The organism is Marinomonas sp. ATLA20, assembly GCF_057180105.1.
This window is the reverse complement of the sequence record NZ_JBXUKU010000013.1, coordinates 1-14,284: the sequence shown is the minus strand read 5'-3', so window position 1 is coordinate 14,284 and position 14,284 is coordinate 1. Positions and strand designations below refer to the sequence as shown.

At 43.2% G+C, this 14,284-nt stretch carries 16 protein-coding genes; 13 read left to right on the top strand and 3 right to left on the bottom strand.

Annotation, left to right across the window (positions count from 1 at the left end; all coding sequences use genetic code 11):
• Entirely contained in the window at positions 1-1,221 is a 1,221-nt protein-coding gene (gene argJ / locus AC2A4J_RS17480) for a bifunctional glutamate N-acetyltransferase/amino-acid acetyltransferase ArgJ (RefSeq protein ID WP_484176935.1), read from the top strand.
• Positions 1,221-1,607: an 8-oxo-dGTP diphosphatase MutT gene (mutT, locus tag AC2A4J_RS17475; RefSeq protein WP_255824996.1), complete on the top strand. Its 387-nt coding sequence runs from the start codon at positions 1,221-1,223 to the stop codon at positions 1,605-1,607. The genes argJ and mutT overlap by 1 nt, the downstream gene beginning before the upstream one ends.
• A 77-nt stretch (positions 1,608-1,684) precedes the next feature.
• On the opposite strand, the gene AC2A4J_RS17470 is transcribed toward mutT, so the two are convergent.
• A complete protein-coding gene (locus AC2A4J_RS17470; protein ID WP_255824995.1) occupies positions 1,685-2,482 on the bottom strand; it encodes a response regulator transcription factor in 798 nt (265 codons plus the stop codon).
• Positions 2,483-2,623: 141 nt separating this feature from the next.
• On the opposite strand from AC2A4J_RS17470, the gene ppiC reads away from it, so the two are divergent.
• Genes ppiC through AC2A4J_RS17450 form a run of 4 tightly spaced genes read left to right on the top strand, consistent with a single transcriptional unit; the run spans position 2,624 to position 5,394 of the window.
• On the top strand, positions 2,624-2,902 hold the full coding sequence (gene ppiC / locus AC2A4J_RS17465; RefSeq protein WP_072840589.1) for a peptidylprolyl isomerase PpiC: 279 nt from the start codon (positions 2,624-2,626) through the stop codon (positions 2,900-2,902).
• A gap of 21 nt (positions 2,903-2,923) precedes the next feature.
• The gene (locus AC2A4J_RS17460; protein ID WP_484176934.1) at positions 2,924-3,352 is read left to right on the top strand and encodes a protein tyrosine phosphatase family protein; all 429 of its coding nucleotides are present in this window, start codon (positions 2,924-2,926) and stop codon (positions 3,350-3,352) included.
• Positions 3,353-3,393: 41 nt separating this feature from the next.
• The gene (locus AC2A4J_RS17455; RefSeq protein WP_484176933.1) at positions 3,394-4,005 is read left to right on the top strand and encodes a helix-turn-helix domain-containing protein; all 612 of its coding nucleotides are present in this window, start codon (positions 3,394-3,396) and stop codon (positions 4,003-4,005) included.
• A 42-nt stretch (positions 4,006-4,047) separates the two neighbouring features.
• Positions 4,048-5,394 (top strand): class II 3-deoxy-7-phosphoheptulonate synthase, encoded by a 1,347-nt coding sequence (locus AC2A4J_RS17450; RefSeq protein ID WP_484176932.1) that lies wholly within the window; start codon positions 4,048-4,050, stop codon positions 5,392-5,394.
• A 99-nt stretch (positions 5,395-5,493) separates the two neighbouring features.
• Here the strand turns inward: AC2A4J_RS17450 and AC2A4J_RS17445 are convergent, their stop codons facing one another.
• Both AC2A4J_RS17445 and AC2A4J_RS17440 read right to left on the bottom strand, forming a co-directional pair.
• On the bottom strand, positions 5,494-6,195 hold the full coding sequence (locus AC2A4J_RS17445) for a GIY-YIG nuclease family protein (protein ID WP_255824991.1): 702 nt from the start codon (positions 6,193-6,195) through the stop codon (positions 5,494-5,496).
• Between the two features lie 94 nt (positions 6,196-6,289).
• Positions 6,290-6,916, bottom strand: coding sequence for an O-methyltransferase (locus AC2A4J_RS17440; RefSeq protein WP_484176931.1), 627 nt, complete (start codon positions 6,914-6,916; stop codon positions 6,290-6,292).
• A 238-nt stretch (positions 6,917-7,154) separates the two neighbouring features.
• Here AC2A4J_RS17440 and thrS point away from each other — a divergent pair, with 238 nt between their 5' ends.
• The 7 genes from thrS to AC2A4J_RS17405 all read left to right on the top strand — a co-directional run bounded on the left by thrS (position 7,155) and on the right by AC2A4J_RS17405 (position 14,159).
• Complete coding sequence (gene thrS / locus AC2A4J_RS17435; RefSeq protein WP_484176930.1) at positions 7,155-9,092, top strand: threonine--tRNA ligase; 1,938 nt, start codon at positions 7,155-7,157, stop codon at positions 9,090-9,092.
• Between the two features lie 8 nt (positions 9,093-9,100).
• A complete protein-coding gene (infC, locus tag AC2A4J_RS17430; protein WP_113916037.1) occupies positions 9,101-9,634 on the top strand; it encodes a translation initiation factor IF-3 in 534 nt (177 codons plus the stop codon).
• A 93-nt stretch (positions 9,635-9,727) separates the two neighbouring features.
• The gene (rpmI, locus tag AC2A4J_RS17425) at positions 9,728-9,922 is read left to right on the top strand and encodes a 50S ribosomal protein L35 (protein ID WP_012070284.1); all 195 of its coding nucleotides are present in this window, start codon (positions 9,728-9,730) and stop codon (positions 9,920-9,922) included.
• Between the two features lie 47 nt (positions 9,923-9,969).
• A complete protein-coding gene (rplT, locus tag AC2A4J_RS17420) occupies positions 9,970-10,326 on the top strand; it encodes a 50S ribosomal protein L20 (protein ID WP_024023333.1) in 357 nt (118 codons plus the stop codon).
• A gap of 129 nt (positions 10,327-10,455) precedes the next feature.
• Complete coding sequence (gene pheS, locus AC2A4J_RS17415; RefSeq protein ID WP_255824984.1) at positions 10,456-11,451, top strand: phenylalanine--tRNA ligase subunit alpha; 996 nt, start codon at positions 10,456-10,458, stop codon at positions 11,449-11,451.
• 22 nt (positions 11,452-11,473) lie between these two features.
• The gene (pheT, locus tag AC2A4J_RS17410) at positions 11,474-13,858 is read left to right on the top strand and encodes a phenylalanine--tRNA ligase subunit beta (protein ID WP_484176929.1); all 2,385 of its coding nucleotides are present in this window, start codon (positions 11,474-11,476) and stop codon (positions 13,856-13,858) included.
• Positions 13,859-13,862: 4 nt separating this feature from the next.
• Positions 13,863-14,159 (top strand): integration host factor subunit alpha, encoded by a 297-nt coding sequence (locus AC2A4J_RS17405; protein WP_012070280.1) that lies wholly within the window; start codon positions 13,863-13,865, stop codon positions 14,157-14,159.
• Positions 14,160-14,284 lie beyond the last annotated feature (125 nt).

Here is a 14,284-nt window from a genome sequence, read left to right as displayed (position 1 = left end):
ATGGCTGTAGGGTTGCATGATTTTCCTCATATTCCTGAAATAAAAGGAATTAGAATTGGTGTCGCAGAAGCTGGCATTAAAAAGCCCAACAAAAAAGATGTTGTGATTTTTGAGTTATGCGAAGGTGCCTCTGTTGCTGGGGTTTTTACTCAAAATGCTTTTTGCGCTGCTCCTGTGCGTATTTGTCAGAAGCATTTAGGTTTGTCTGGCAGCCGCTATTTGTTAATCAATACAGGTAATGCGAACGCAGGCACGGGGAAATCAGGGCTAGATACTGCTTTAAAGACTTGTGAGGTTTTGGCCCACGAGACTAACGTGAGTGTTGAATCTATTTTGCCTTTTTCAACAGGTGTCATTGGCGAGCCATTGCCGGTAGCTAAAATTGTTGCGGCTATTCCTAAGGCACTTGCGAATTTATCTGCTGATAACTGGCGCTCTGCGGGTGTTGGTATTATGACCACCGACACTTTGCCTAAGGGCTCGGTTCGTACTTTCGAGTTTGGTGGTCAAAGCTTTTCCATTGCGGGTATATCAAAAGGTGCCGGCATGATCCGTCCTAACATGGCGACCATGTTGGGTTATGTTTGCAGTGATATCGCAATGGACGTTGATGTTCTTCACGCGATATTGAAGGACGTGGTTAATAAAAGCTTTAACCGAATTACTGTTGATAGCGATACTTCTACCAATGATTCCTGTGTGGCTGTTGCAACAGGTATGGCTGGTAATGCTAAAGTGACTTCTGTAAATGAGCCATTGGCACAAGCTTTTATTGTTGCCTTTACTGAGGTTATGCAGGAGTTGGCTCATGCCATTGTTCGCGATGGAGAGGGGGCGACTAAATTCGTTACCGTAGAGGTTGTTGGTGCTGCTGTTGAGTCTGATGCGACGAAAGTTGCATTTGAAATTGCACATTCGCCTCTCGTTAAAACTGCGCTATTTGCTTCTGACCCTAATTGGGGGCGAATTTTGGCGGTAGTTGGTCGTGCTGGCGTTGATGGTTTAGATGTTGATCGTGTTCAGCTTCACATCAACGGTTTTGAAGTGGCTCGTGATGGTGGTCGATCTCCAGATTATTTGGAAGAGCATGGCAAGCAGGCAATGGCACCTGAAGAAATACATATAGTGCTCGACTTAGGTATGGGATCTGAATCTGATACTGTTTGGACGACGGATTTTTCTCACGAATATGTGACTATTAATGCAGAGTACCGCACCTAATGTTAGTTAGAGTGGCTGTTGGTGTCATCCTTCGTGCTGATACGGTTTTTATTGCTCTACGTAACTCCAGTCAGCATCAAGGTGGTTTGTGGGAGTTTCCTGGAGGTAAGTGTGAGCCTTCCGAGTCGGCTGAGACTGCTTTGGTGCGAGAGTTAAAGGAGGAGTGTGGTATTGTTGTCACGGAGTGCTCTTTTTTTAAAACCATTGCCCATGATTATGGAGATAAGCAAGTTGAGCTTTGTTTCTATAAGGTCACGGCTTTTGATGGTGAGCCAGAAGGAAGAGAGGGGCAGCAAGTGAGTTGGGTGGCTATTTCTGATTTGTCGGCCTACCAGTTCCCAGAAGCTAATCAGAAAATCGTATCGGATTTAATGAGCATGGTCTAACACTGATTGTCTTGATTTATCTGCAAAAAAAAGAGCTTAGGCTCTTTTTTTTGCTTTCGTGAAAGTATTCAGGAATACTAATTTAATATTTGGGCGAGCAGTTTTCGTACCACGCTTGGTTCAAAAGGTTTCCCGCAGATCGCGTCAACGCCCTCTTGAGCTATATTTGACAATTGGCTGTCTTCCGAGTTTGAACTTACCATTAGTATTGGTATATGAGCCAGGGCGGGATCCTTTCGAACGGCATCGGTTAGCTCTTTGCCATCCATTTCAGGCATATTGTAATCAGTGACAATAAGGTCAAATTCCATTTCGTTAAGAAGGGCGATAGCTTCTTTGCCATTCTCTGCAAATTCTATTTCTTCAATGCCCATGGTGTTGAGTGTTTTGCTGACATGTTTTCGTGCCATGCGGCTATCATCAGTAACTAATACTCTCAGGGTTTTGGGGTCAAATAGCTCAAGGTCAATTTCTTCTTCAACAATTAGGTCTAAGGTGGCGTGAATGGCTCGGGTTAGATCTCTTTGGTTGAATGGTTTAGGGAGAATGGCGAGTACCCCAGATTGTCTTAAATGTTCTAGGTGATCCCTGTTTCTTTCACTTGAGATCAGCATAAAGCACTGGTTTTCAGAGTCTTTGTTTGTTCTGATGCGGTCAATGAGGTCATTGGCTGAGCCGTCAGGAAGGTACATTGAGGATATAACTAGATCGGGAGGAAAAGAGGCTAATGATTTTATGGTTTCTTCGATGCTATTGGCATACTCTATTTGTTTGATGCCAGCGTCTTCCAGCGCTTTTGTTATTACTTTCTTTTGCATGTCTGAAGGTTCGACCAGTAAAAAAGAAAGATCGCTTATCGCCGCATAAGTACTCATATTGTAAGGCCGCCTATATTTTAATGTTTATACTGCTTTTTACCGAGAATATTTTAAGGATAATGATTGCATCTAGTTAATTCCTTTATAATAAATAGGTTAACATGTTTTATCTAGTTTATTTGAATGGTTGGGGTGTGAATGTCGACAGCGAGTGCGTGTCATATTTTGGTTAAGACGAAAGCGGAAGCTGAATCTTTAAAGTTGAAGCTGGATAAAGGGGCTGACTTTCATAAATTGGCTAAGCAGTTTTCTACCTGCCCGTCAGGAAAAAAGGGGGGTGACCTTGGCGAGTTTCGTAAGGGGGATATGGTGCCAGCGTTTGATAAGGCTGTTTTTGGTGGGCCTTTGTATAAAATACAAGGGCCAATTAAAACGCAATTTGGTTTTCACCTTATAAAAGTATTGTATCGTTCTTAAGTTGATTGAAGAGAGAAAATCATGATTAATGTTATTCAGCTTGATGAGTCTTATTTTGTGGCGCCACAATTAATTGAGGCGGATCTTGCTATGCTTAAATCACAGGGTTTTGAACGAATTATTAATAATCGCCCTGATGCTGAGTCTGATGATCAGCCGTCTGGGCAAAGTATTCGTGCTGCAGCTGAGTTGTTAGGAATGGAGTATGTTAGTAATCCAATGGATCTATCTTCATTATCTCAAGAGCATGTAGATCTTCAGGGAGGGGCTTTGCTTGATGATAAGAAAACGCTGGCTTTTTGTCGTACGGGTACTCGATCCTCTGTGTTGTGGTTGTTGTTAGAGAGTGGCAAGGGGGCTGATTCTAGTGATCTGATGTCTTATGTTTCAGGTAAAGGATTTGATCTCACCCGTTGTTTGGCGGCAATGTCGCCTTTGCTAAAGTCTTAGAAGTGAATTGGTTTCTTATATAACAGTAGTATTGGTAAATTATGGTTAGTCGTCCGTCACTAGAAACTGCAACTGCGTCAGATCCAGATCACTTTGTTGAGCCGTTAGAGCTTGGTAAGCGAGTGAAAGAAATTCGTTTGGCGAAAGGCTGGACGCTTGAAGAGGTTGGTAAAAGAACGGGTATTGCTCGGTCAACGTTGTCGAAAATTGAGAATGACCAAGTGTCGCCTAGCTTCACTATTGTGCAGAAACTGATTAATGGTCTGGAAATGGATTTGCCGCAACTTTTTGTTGAGGCGAGTGAGCATTCTATTGCTGGGCGTCGAGATGTTACCCGTAAAGGAAAAGGCGAACCGCACCCAACGGCTACCTATGAGCATGAGCTGCTAAATTATTCCATCAGTCGAAAAAAAATGGTGCCCTTTAAAACAACGGTTAGGGCTCGAGCTTTTGCAGAGTTTAAGGAGTGGGTTCGCCATGATGGGGAAGAATTTCTATTGGTCTTGCGGGGTAAAATTAATTTTTTCTCTGAACTCTATGAACCGATTGAATTAAAAGAAGGTGACAGTGTGTATTATGATGCCACTATGGGGCATGCGGTGGTTTCCTTATCTGAGAAGGATGCCGAAATCCTCTGGGTTGTTGCTCGTTAATGTCGTCAAAAAAATATTGAAAGAATAAGGTTGTAGAAAATTATGTCACATTGGAATTTAACAAGTTGGAGAGAAAAAACGGCGCTGCAGCAGCCTGTTTATCCTGATGCGGAGCATTTGGCTCAGGTTGAAAATACATTGGGAAAAATGCCTCCTCTTGTTTTTGCGGGTGAGGCGCGTCAACTTAAAAAAGCCTTAGCGCAAGTGGCTAATCGTCAGTCATTTTTGCTGCAAGGTGGTGACTGTGCTGAAAGTTTTGCTGAATTTCACGCTAATAATATTCGTGATACGTTTAAAGTTATGCTGCAAATGGCAGTTGTGCTGACTTATGCAGGCAAATGTCCTGTCGTAAAAGTTGGCCGTATGGCTGGTCAGTTTGCAAAGCCGAGATCGGCTGATACTGAGGCAATTGGCGGTATTGAATTGCCTAGCTATCGCGGTGACATTATTAATGGTATTGATTTCACTGAGCAGGCAAGAGTTCCAGATCCTGAGAGATTGGTTCAGGTTTATAATCAAAGTGCGTCAAGCATGAACTTGCTTCGAGCTTTTGCTCAAGGTGGCTTTGCGGATTTACATCAAGTACACCAATGGAATTTAGACTTTTTGAATGCCAGCCCAGCAGGTGGTCGTTTCCAAGGGGTGGCTGATAAAATAGATGATGCGCTTCAGTTTATGGAGGCATGTGGTATTGGTCCTGGTTTGGCTCAGTTAAAAGAAACAGAATTTTATACTTCCCATGAGGCGTTGTTGTTGCCTTATGAGCAAGCGTTAACTCGTAAAGATAGCTTGACGGGTGAATGGTACGATTGTTCTGCGCACATGCTGTGGATCGGAGATCGTACTCGTCAACTGGATGGTGCGCATGTGGAGTTTTTACGTGGTGTGCAAAACCCAATTGGTGTGAAAGCTGGTCCGTCTATGGATCCAGAAGATCTGTTAAGGCTGTGTGATGTCTTAAACCCAAATAATGAAGCGGGTCGTTTGAATATAATTGTTCGAATGGGTGCGGATAAGGTTGAAGATGGTATGCCTAAGTTGATTCAAGCTATTCAACGCGAAGGTAAAAATGTTGTATGGAGTAGCGATCCAATGCACGGTAATACTGTTAAGGCTTCTACTGGCTATAAAACACGTCGTGTAGATGATGTACTAAAAGAGGTTCAGCAATTTTTCCAAGTGCACAGTGCTGAGGGTAGTTATGCTGGCGGTGTTCACTTTGAGATGACGGGTCAGAACGTAACGGAGTGTGTTGGTGGTGCTTTTGAAGTAACAGAAGCTGATTTGGCAGATCGATACCATACTCATTGCGACCCGCGTCTAAATGCGGACCAGTCTTTAGAGTTGGCGTTTATGATTTCGGAAACGCTTAAAAAGGCGAGATCTTAGCTTTCTGTTTGCTTATCTATTTGGATGGGCGGTATTTGGTTAATAAAAAAGCTCAGTTAGATTAATAACTGAGCTTTTTTTGTGTCTCATTTTTTGAGCTTAGCTTTTTCGACGGCGGAACGCTGATGTAGCAGATTTTGATGTTACATCAATTTTTGCCATGATGAGGGCCATTTCATCTGCTTCAGCTTGTTGCTGTGATTTTAGCTTTTCTTCACGCTCTTTTTTTGAAGCTTTTTCAGCTTCGCTGAGCATTTTCTGTATGCTGGCTTTGCTTTTGGTTCGGGTTGGTGCTTTTTTCTTTTCCGATTCTTTAGCAATAGCTGCACCACTTAGTCTTTCTTCTCCGATAAGCTCTCCGAAGAAGGACTTGGCAGTTGGTGTTGGTTCAATTGTTTTTTTTGGAAGCTCGACAGTTTTTTTTGTGGCCGCTTTTCTTGTTTTTTTCGGCTGTTCTGCAGTCGATACACCATTGGCATCAAACAGAGCTTTTTTACCAAAGCTTAAGCTTGTAGCTTTTTCTGCGGATTGAGCAATTTTATAACCGCGTAAACTTTCGCCGTTATAAATAGAGATGTAGTCCGTTTCTAGCTCATAAAGCTCTTCTTTGTCGCTTGTTTCAAATAGTTCTTCAACTGTGAAAGCTTCAACGCCATTCTCCCTAATGTCGTTGTATAAAGGAAAGTCTAAACCTTCGCTAGTTGCTTCCACGTATTGTTCAAAACGCTGAAAGCCACTATTGAAAGACGTTCCAATGTAGTGTTTGCCGGAGATGTTATTTGTGATTTTAAAAACGACCAAAATCGCTGCCTCTTACGTAATATCTTTTTAATAGCACATAAACCCCATTCACCTGAGGTAACCCAAAGGTGAATGGGGTTTATAAGAAATAGGGTTAGTGTTTTACGACGATGTTAAGACCGTCACGCACGTTCAAATGAACGTTTTCAACTCGATTGTCTTGCGCGATTAGGCGGTTGACTTGGTTGACAGCAATATCGCTGTTTTCTTTCGGATCTAGAACTCTTCCTTGCCATAGGGAGTTATCGATAATGATAAGTCCACCAGATCTAACCAGCGGTAGAACTGCTTCGTAGTAATTTAGGTAGTTACGCTTATCCGCATCAATAAAAACAAAGTCGAATTCCCCTTCAAGGGAATTGATCGTGTCGAGTGCCGGGCCAAAAATTGCTTTAATTTTTTTGCCATGTTCACTGCGATCAAAAAAAGACTGAGCAAACTCAATTGCTCTTGGGTTGGTTTCACAGCAAATAAGCTCACCATGGGCGGGCATGCCTTCTGCAATAGATAGGGCTGAATACCCGGTAAACATGCCAATTTCTAAAGCGCGCTTTGGTTGTGCTATTTTTGCCAGAAGCTTCAGCGTACGGCCGATGGTTTTTCCTGATAACTTATTTGGGTAGCCCATATCGGAGTAGGTCTTATCAACCAACTCAATTAATAGGTCTGGTTCTGCTTGAGTCGTCTCAATGCAGTAGTCGTCAAGATTATTGAGATCCATATTGCCTTTTAATAATTGAAGTCTTTGTGAAACGGATGCTAATTTTACTCTGCGTACAGAGAATGTCTATGGCTTAATGACAGAAAAAGGGCTTGATTTTTGTTGATGGCCGCTACATGCAGAAAAAAGGCGTATTTAAATTAGATTCGCATGAATAATCGAAAAATGATAATTTATGCGCTGAAATTTACATGTGCTCTTTGGTATGGAGCACCACTGACTCCGATAGGGGAATAAAATGCCTGTAATTACTTTGCCTGATGGCAGCCAACGTTCTTTCTCAAACCCAGTAACTGTTATGCAAGTCGCCGAGGATATTGGTCCTGGTTTAGCAAAAGCAACAGTGGCGGGTCGCATAGATGGTCAACTTGTTGATGCGTGCGAACTTATTTCTGATGACGCCAAGTTGAGCATCATTACGGGTAAAGACCCTGAAGGTGTAGAGATTATTCGACACTCGTTTGCTCACCTAGTTGGGCATGCGGTTAAGCAGTTGTATCCGACAGCCGAAATGGCAATCGGTCCTGTTATTGATGAAGGTTTTTATTACGACATTTCATATGAGCGTCCTTTTACACCGGATGATTTAGTGGCAATCGAGAAGCGCATGGGTGAATTGGTTAAAGCCGATTACGATGTCGTGAAAAAAATGACGCCTATTGCTGATGCTCGTCAACAGTTTGTTGATCGTGGTGAATCTTATAAAGTCGCTTTGATCGATGATATGGATGAGTCAGTCAAAGAGGTTGGGTTGTACAATCATGAAGAATACATGGATATGTGTCGTGGTCCTCACGTGCCAAACACTCGTGTATTGCGTCATTTCAAATTAATGAAGTTGGCCGGCGCTTATTGGCGTGGCGACTCCAATAATGAAATGTTGCAGCGAATTTATGGTACAGCTTGGAACGATAAAAAAGAATTGAAAGCTTACCTGACACGAATCGAAGAGGCTGAAAAGCGCGATCATCGTAAGTTGGGTAAGAAATTAGACCTTTTCCATGTGCAGGAAGAAGCGCCTGGTATGGTGTTTTGGCATCCGAAAGGTTGGAGATTGTATCAAGCTGTTGAGCAATATATGCGTCAGAAGCAGATTGATAACAACTATCAAGAGGTGAAAACACCTCAGATCGTTGACCGCGTGCTTTGGGAAAAGTCAGGGCATTGGGGTAAGTATCACGAGAATATGTTTACAACACATTCTGAGAATCGTGATTATGCTGTTAAGCCGATGAACTGCCCATGTCATATTCAGGTTTATAATCAAGGTCTGAAAAGTTACCGTGATCTGCCATTTCGCATGGCCGAATTTGGTTCCTGTCACCGTAACGAGCCTTCAGGTGCATTGCATGGCATTATGCGTGTACGTAACTTCGTTCAGGATGATGGCCATATCTTTGTAACAGAAGGTCAAATTCAGTCGGAAGTGTCTGAGTTCATCGATTTGTTGCATGAAGTTTATGCTGACTTCGGCTTCGATAATATCGTATATCGCTTATCGACTCGTCCTGAGCAACGTGTTGGTTCTGATGAAGTTTGGGATAAGGCTGAAAAAGCGCTGTCCGAAGCATTGGATTCTGCAGGGCTTGATTGGGAAGAGTTGCCAGGTGAAGGTGCCTTTTATGGGCCTAAAATAGAGTTTTCTCTGAAAGATGCCATTGGCCGAGTGTGGCAGTGTGGTACAATTCAGGTTGATTTCTCGATGCCAACTCGCTTGGGAGCGCAGTACGTATCGGAAGATGGCTCTCGTCAAACACCAGTTATGTTGCATCGTGCGATTGTTGGATCGCTTGAGCGTTTCATTGGTATTTTGATCGAAGATACAGAAGGTGCCTTTCCGGTCTGGCTTGCGCCTGAACAAGTTGTTATCATGAACATTACTGATCGCCAAGCAGACTATTGTGCTGATTTGGAAAAAAGATTGAATTCAAATGGCTTTAGAGCAAAACTTGACTTGAGAAACGAGAAGATCGGGTTTAAAATCCGCGAGCATACTCTGCAACGAGTGCCGTACATGATCGTCGTCGGTGATAAAGAAGTTGAGCAACAGCAGGTTGCTGTTCGAACTCGTACCGGTGATGACCTTGGAGTGATGAGTATTTCCGATTTTGAAGACTTACTTCAAAAAGAAGTTGCTCGCCGTAGCCGTAAACAAGAAATGGAGATAGTACTATAAAAGGTAATATGAATCGTGGACGTGCCGCTAGTAAGCAGCGTCCTCTAATCAACGAAAACATTCGAGCTACCGAAGTGCGTTTGATCGCTGCTGATGGTGAACAAGTTGGCGTTGTCTCTCTAGAAGAGGCACTAAAAGCAGCTCAAGAGGCTACTTTAGACTTAGTGCAAATTGCTGATTCAGATCCGATTGTTTGCAAAATCATGGACTACGGTAAGCATATTTTTGAAGCGAAAAAAGCGAAAGCTGCTCAAAAGAAAAATGCTAAGCAGATCCAAGTAAAAGAAATGAAATTCCGTCCAGGGACGGAGGAAGGGGATTATCAGGTAAAACTCCGCAACCTGATACGTTTCCTTGAAGGCGGGGATAAGGCCAAAGTATCACTACGATACCGCGGTCGTGAAATGGCCCATCAGGAGCTTGGCATGCAACTTATGAATCGAGTCGCAGCAGACTTAGAGGAATATGGTGCAGTTGAACAAGCCGCGAAAATGGAAGGTCGTCAATTGACGATGGTGCTAGGCCCCAAAAAGAAGAAGTAATTTTAAATAGATTGGCTTTAAGGGCTTCGGCTCTTAAAGGCCGAATTATTAAGAAATTACACTAACATTAACGAATGCGAGAGTGGTTTTATCATGTCCAAAATTAAGTCACACAGTGGCGCAGCTAAGCGCTTCAAACGTACCGCGAATGGTTTTAAGCATAAGCAGTCTCATACTAGTCACATTTTGACTAAGAAATCGACTAAGCGTAAGCGTCATCTTCGTTCTATGAACCAGATTGCGCAAAGCGACAAAGCGTTAATTGTACGCATGTTGCCATACATCTAAGTCTAGATTTTTTTAGTTCATTAATTTATTAGTATAAGGTTTATATTATGCCTCGCGTAAAACGTGGTGTTCAGGCTCGTCGCCGTCACAAGAAGATTTTAAAGCAAGCTAAAGGTTACTACGGTGCACGTAGCCGTGTATTTCGTGTAGCAAAACAAGCTGTTATCAAAGCTGGTCAATACCAATACCGTGACCGTCGTCAGCGTAAACGTCAATTCCGCGCATTGTGGATTGCTCGTATTAACGCTGCTGCACGTATCAATGGTCTATCTTACAGCCGTTTCATTGCTGGCTTGAAAAAAGCGGCAATTGAAATCGACCGTAAGGTTTTGGCTGACCTAGCTGTGTACGAGAAAGAAGTTTTTGCTGCTATCGTTGAAAAAGCGAAAGCAAGCTTGGCTTAATTTCTGACGTAGCCTTAGGGTGATTCGATCTTGATAGATTTCATCTTAATAGAAAGAGTCACTCAATGCAGTCTTTGATAGGGGAAGAGCCAATGGTTCTTCCCCTATTTTATTTTTTGGAGTGTGTAAATGGAGAACCTAAAGCAGATTCTTGCTGATGCGTTAAGCGCAGTGGCTGCGTCTGAGAGTGAGTCCGCGCTGGATGATGTACGTGTGCATTATTTGGGTAAGAAGGGCGCTCTGACTGCTTTGTTGAAACAGCTTGGTAATGTTTCCGCAGAGGATCGACCAAAATTTGGTCAAATGGTCAACGAAGCAAAAGACCAAGTTCAGGAAAAGATTACTGAACGAAAAGCATCACTTGCTAAAGCAGCATTAGATGCCAAGCTTGCAACAGAAACGATCGATATCTCCTTATCTGGTAAGGGTCAGGAAGTGGGTGGCTTGCATCCGGTGACTCGTACAATGGATCGTATTGAAACCTTTTTCCGTGGAATTGGCTTTGATGTGGCTGCAGGGCCTGAAATTGAAGACGATTATCACAACTTTGAAGCTCTAAACATTCCTGCGCATCACCCTGCGCGTGCAATGCAAGATACCTTCTATTTTAATCCAACAACCGTACTAAGAACGCATACATCTCCAGTTCAAGTGCGCACAATGGAAACGACTCAGCCGCCAATTCGAATTATTTGTCCTGGTCGTGTATATCGTTGCGACTCTGATCAAACTCACACACCTATGTTTCATCAGGTTGAAGGTCTATTGATCGACGAAAATATTTCGTTTGCAGATTTGAAGGGGATATTGCAGCAATTTTTGAATGTCTTCTTTGAGGATGATTTGAAAGTTCGCTTCCGTCCAAGTTACTTTCCATTTACTGAACCTTCAATAGAAGTGGATATCATGCGAACCAATAGCAAAGGCGAAGAGTCTTGGTTGGAAGTGTTAGGTTGCGGCATGGTGCACCCGAAAGTGCTTGAGATGTCAGGAATTGATTCTGAGAAATACACGGGGTTTGCTTTTGGTATGGGCGTTGAGCGTTTTGCTATGCTTCGCTACAAAGTAGATGACCTTCGTATGTTTTTCGAAAACGATTTGCGCTTCCTTAAACAATTCAAGTAACCAGTCGATCTAGGATGTTTTTATGAAAATTAGTGAGAATTGGCTAAGAGAGTGGGTCAATCCAGACATCAGTAGCGATGATTTGGTTGCTCAGATTACGTTAGCTGGCCTTGAAGTAGATGAAGTGTTGCCTGTTGCCTCTGAGTTTTCAGGCGTGGTAGTGGGTGAGATTGTCGGAGCTGAGCCTCATCCGAATGCTGATAAACTGCAAGTTTGTCAGGTGTCTGATGGTGCGGAGATCTTTCAGGTTGTTTGTGGTGCGCCAAATGCGCGTCCAGGTATCAAAATTCCTTTTGCTAAAATTGGCGCTGTTCTAGGGGCTGATTTTAAAATCAAAAAAGCCAAACTTCGCCAAGTAGAGTCTTTTGGTATGTTGTGCTCAGCCTCTGAATTGGGATTGAGTGATGATCATGATGGCATTATGGAATTACCAGCTATTGCGAAAGCAGGTGAAGACTTCCGCGCTTTTTTGAATCTTGATGATCAGGTTATTGATGTAGATTTAACCCCTAACCGTAGCGACTGTTTAAGTGTTGCTGGTTTGGCTCGCGAAGTCGGGGTTTTGAATAAGACTGATGTGACGCCTGTTGAAATCACACCAACTGACGTTGTTGTTGGTGATGCTTTCCCTGTGAAAGTCGATGCAACAGACGCTTGCCCTCGTTACTTGGGCCGTGTTGTGCGTGGCGTCAATGTTGCTGCTCAGACGCCTTTGTGGATGGTTGAAAAGCTTCGTCGCAGTGGTATTCGTTCTATCGACCCAATTGTAGATATCACAAACTATGTGATGTTGGAGTTGGGTCAGCCAATGCATGCTTTTGATCTAGCGAATCTATCCGGCTCGATTGTTGTGCGAATGGCCGATAAAGATGAAAAAATCGTCTTGCTTGACGGTCAGGAAGTAGCACTTCGTTCAGATACTTTGGTAATCGCTGATGAAAAATCACCTCTAGCCATTGCCGGTGTAATGGGTGGCGAAGGATCGGGTGTTAACGAAGCAACAAAAGATATTTTCCTTGAAAGTGCTTTCTTTGCGCCATTGGCTTTGGCTGGTAAGGCGCGTTCTTATGGATTGCATACTGATTCCTCTCATCGATTTGAGCGCGGTGTCGATGCAACGCTTCAGGAGCGAGCTTTAGAGCGAGCAACTGCGTTAGTTGTCGAAATTGCTGGCGGCCAAGTAGGTCCTATAACTCATGCTGTGAGTGAGTCGTCTTTACCTGAAGCCGCTGTTGTTACTTTGCGTCGTAAAAAACTTGATCAGTATTTGGCGATGTCTATCGATAAAGACTTGGTGACGGATATTTTAACTCGTCTTGGTCTAGATATGATTGAAGTGACAGATGAGGCTTGGACGACAAAAGCGCCATCACATCGTTTTGATATCGCAATAGAAGCGGATTTGATCGAAGAGGTTGCTCGTATCTACGGTTATGACAATCTTCCGTCTTCAATGCCTCAGGCGGCAGTGAATTTTACGCCTCTGTCTGAAACAAAAACTCAGATTCAAGTGATGCGCTCTATTTTAGTGTCGCAGGGTTATCAAGAAGCAGTAACTTATAGCTTTATTGATCCTGTCTTGAGTAAGCAGTTTTTGCCTAATATCGAGCCTGTGCCTTTGGCAAACCCAATATCTGCAGATATGGGTGTAATGCGTCCAAGTTTGGTTCCAGGGTTGGTTAAAGCCTATCTTTACAATCAAAATCGTCAACAGTCCCGTGTTCGCTTGTTTGAAACAGGTCGTCGCTTTATTGGTACGGTTGATGCATTAGCGGATTTGGATCAGCAGCAGCAAGTAGCTGGCTTAATCGCAGGCACTCGTCATGCTGAAGCTTGGTATCATGGTAGCGAGAAGGTCGATTTTTATGATCTGAAGGCGCATGTAGAAGCTCTGTTTGAATTAAATGATGGTGGTAAGCCAACTTACGAGCGTTCAGCTTGCGAGTTTTTGCACCCAGGACGCTCAGCAGACATCTTTTTAGATGGTAAGTTTGTTGGTTTGATGGGGGAGTTACATCCACTGTTGTCTAAGACATTAGGTGCCAATCAGCCAGTCTATGTATTTGATATTGCGTTAGATGCTGTACTGAATGCGAAGTTGCCTGAATACGAAGCCGTCTCTCGTTTCCCTGAGGTTCGTCGTGACCTAGCGTTATTGGTTGAGCGTTCTGTGCCTGTTAGTGAGTTGGAGAGGGTGATTTCTGCAACGGCGGGTGAGGCACTCAAAAATGTGTTGGTTTTTGATGTATATCAGGGCCAAGGTATTGATGAAACGAAAAAAAGTGTCGCTTTGGGCTTGACGTGGCAGCATCCTTCACACACTCTTAGTGATGAAGAAGTGAACAACTCAGTTGAACAAACTGTTGCAGCCTTGTCTGAGCAGTTGGGAGCCGTTGTAAGGGGGTAGGTTTATGGGATCGTTGACAAAAGCGGACCTTGCTGAAAATTTAGTGGATTCAATTGGCCTAAGTAAAAAAGATGCCAAAGATCTTGTTGAAGGTTTTTTTGATGTAGTTCGTAGTTCACTAATCGAAAGGCAGCAAGTTAAGTTGTCGGGCTTTGGTAATTTTGAAGTGCGTGAAAAGAGTCAGCGCCCTGGTCGAAATCCTAAAACGGGAGAAGAAATCCCAATTACCGCGCGTACTGTCGTTACATTTAGGCCTGGGCAGAAGCTTAAGTCTAAAGTAGAAGACTATATGCAAGAGTAGCTTGAAATGTTTCTAGAAAAGCCACCCATTAGGGTAATGCTGTTCACTTAAGGGTTGAATTTAATTGAATAGCCTCAGAAAATCCGATTAAGCTTTCTTAATCGGATTTTTTTGTGTCTATTCAG

Excerpts from the sequence above, each read along its gene's own strand:
- AC2A4J_RS17470 (WP_255824995.1), bottom strand. The coding sequence starts at position 2,482 with ATGAGTACTTATGCGGCGATAAGCGATCTTTCTTTTTTACTGGTCGAA.
- AC2A4J_RS17440 (WP_484176931.1), bottom strand. The coding sequence starts at position 6,916 with ATGGATCTCAATAATCTTGACGACTACTGCATTGAGACGACTCAAGCA.
- AC2A4J_RS17405 (WP_012070280.1), top strand. The coding sequence starts at position 13,863 with ATGGGATCGTTGACAAAAGCGGACCTTGCTGAAAATTTAGTGGATTCA.
- argJ (WP_484176935.1), top strand. The coding sequence starts at position 1 with ATGGCTGTAGGGTTGCATGATTTTCCTCATATTCCTGAAATAAAAGGA.
- AC2A4J_RS17460 (WP_484176934.1), top strand. The coding sequence starts at position 2,924 with ATGATTAATGTTATTCAGCTTGATGAGTCTTATTTTGTGGCGCCACAA.
- rpmI (WP_012070284.1), top strand. The coding sequence starts at position 9,728 with ATGTCCAAAATTAAGTCACACAGTGGCGCAGCTAAGCGCTTCAAACGT.
- thrS (WP_484176930.1), top strand. The coding sequence starts at position 7,155 with ATGCCTGTAATTACTTTGCCTGATGGCAGCCAACGTTCTTTCTCAAAC.
- mutT (WP_255824996.1), top strand. The coding sequence starts at position 1,221 with ATGTTAGTTAGAGTGGCTGTTGGTGTCATCCTTCGTGCTGATACGGTT.
- ppiC (WP_072840589.1), top strand. The coding sequence starts at position 2,624 with ATGTCGACAGCGAGTGCGTGTCATATTTTGGTTAAGACGAAAGCGGAA.
- pheS (WP_255824984.1), top strand. The coding sequence starts at position 10,456 with ATGGAGAACCTAAAGCAGATTCTTGCTGATGCGTTAAGCGCAGTGGCT.
- infC (WP_113916037.1), top strand. The coding sequence starts at position 9,101 with ATGAATCGTGGACGTGCCGCTAGTAAGCAGCGTCCTCTAATCAACGAA.
- AC2A4J_RS17455 (WP_484176933.1), top strand. The coding sequence starts at position 3,394 with ATGGTTAGTCGTCCGTCACTAGAAACTGCAACTGCGTCAGATCCAGAT.
- pheT (WP_484176929.1), top strand. The coding sequence starts at position 11,474 with ATGAAAATTAGTGAGAATTGGCTAAGAGAGTGGGTCAATCCAGACATC.
- AC2A4J_RS17450 (WP_484176932.1), top strand. The coding sequence starts at position 4,048 with ATGTCACATTGGAATTTAACAAGTTGGAGAGAAAAAACGGCGCTGCAG.
- rplT (WP_024023333.1), top strand. The coding sequence starts at position 9,970 with ATGCCTCGCGTAAAACGTGGTGTTCAGGCTCGTCGCCGTCACAAGAAG.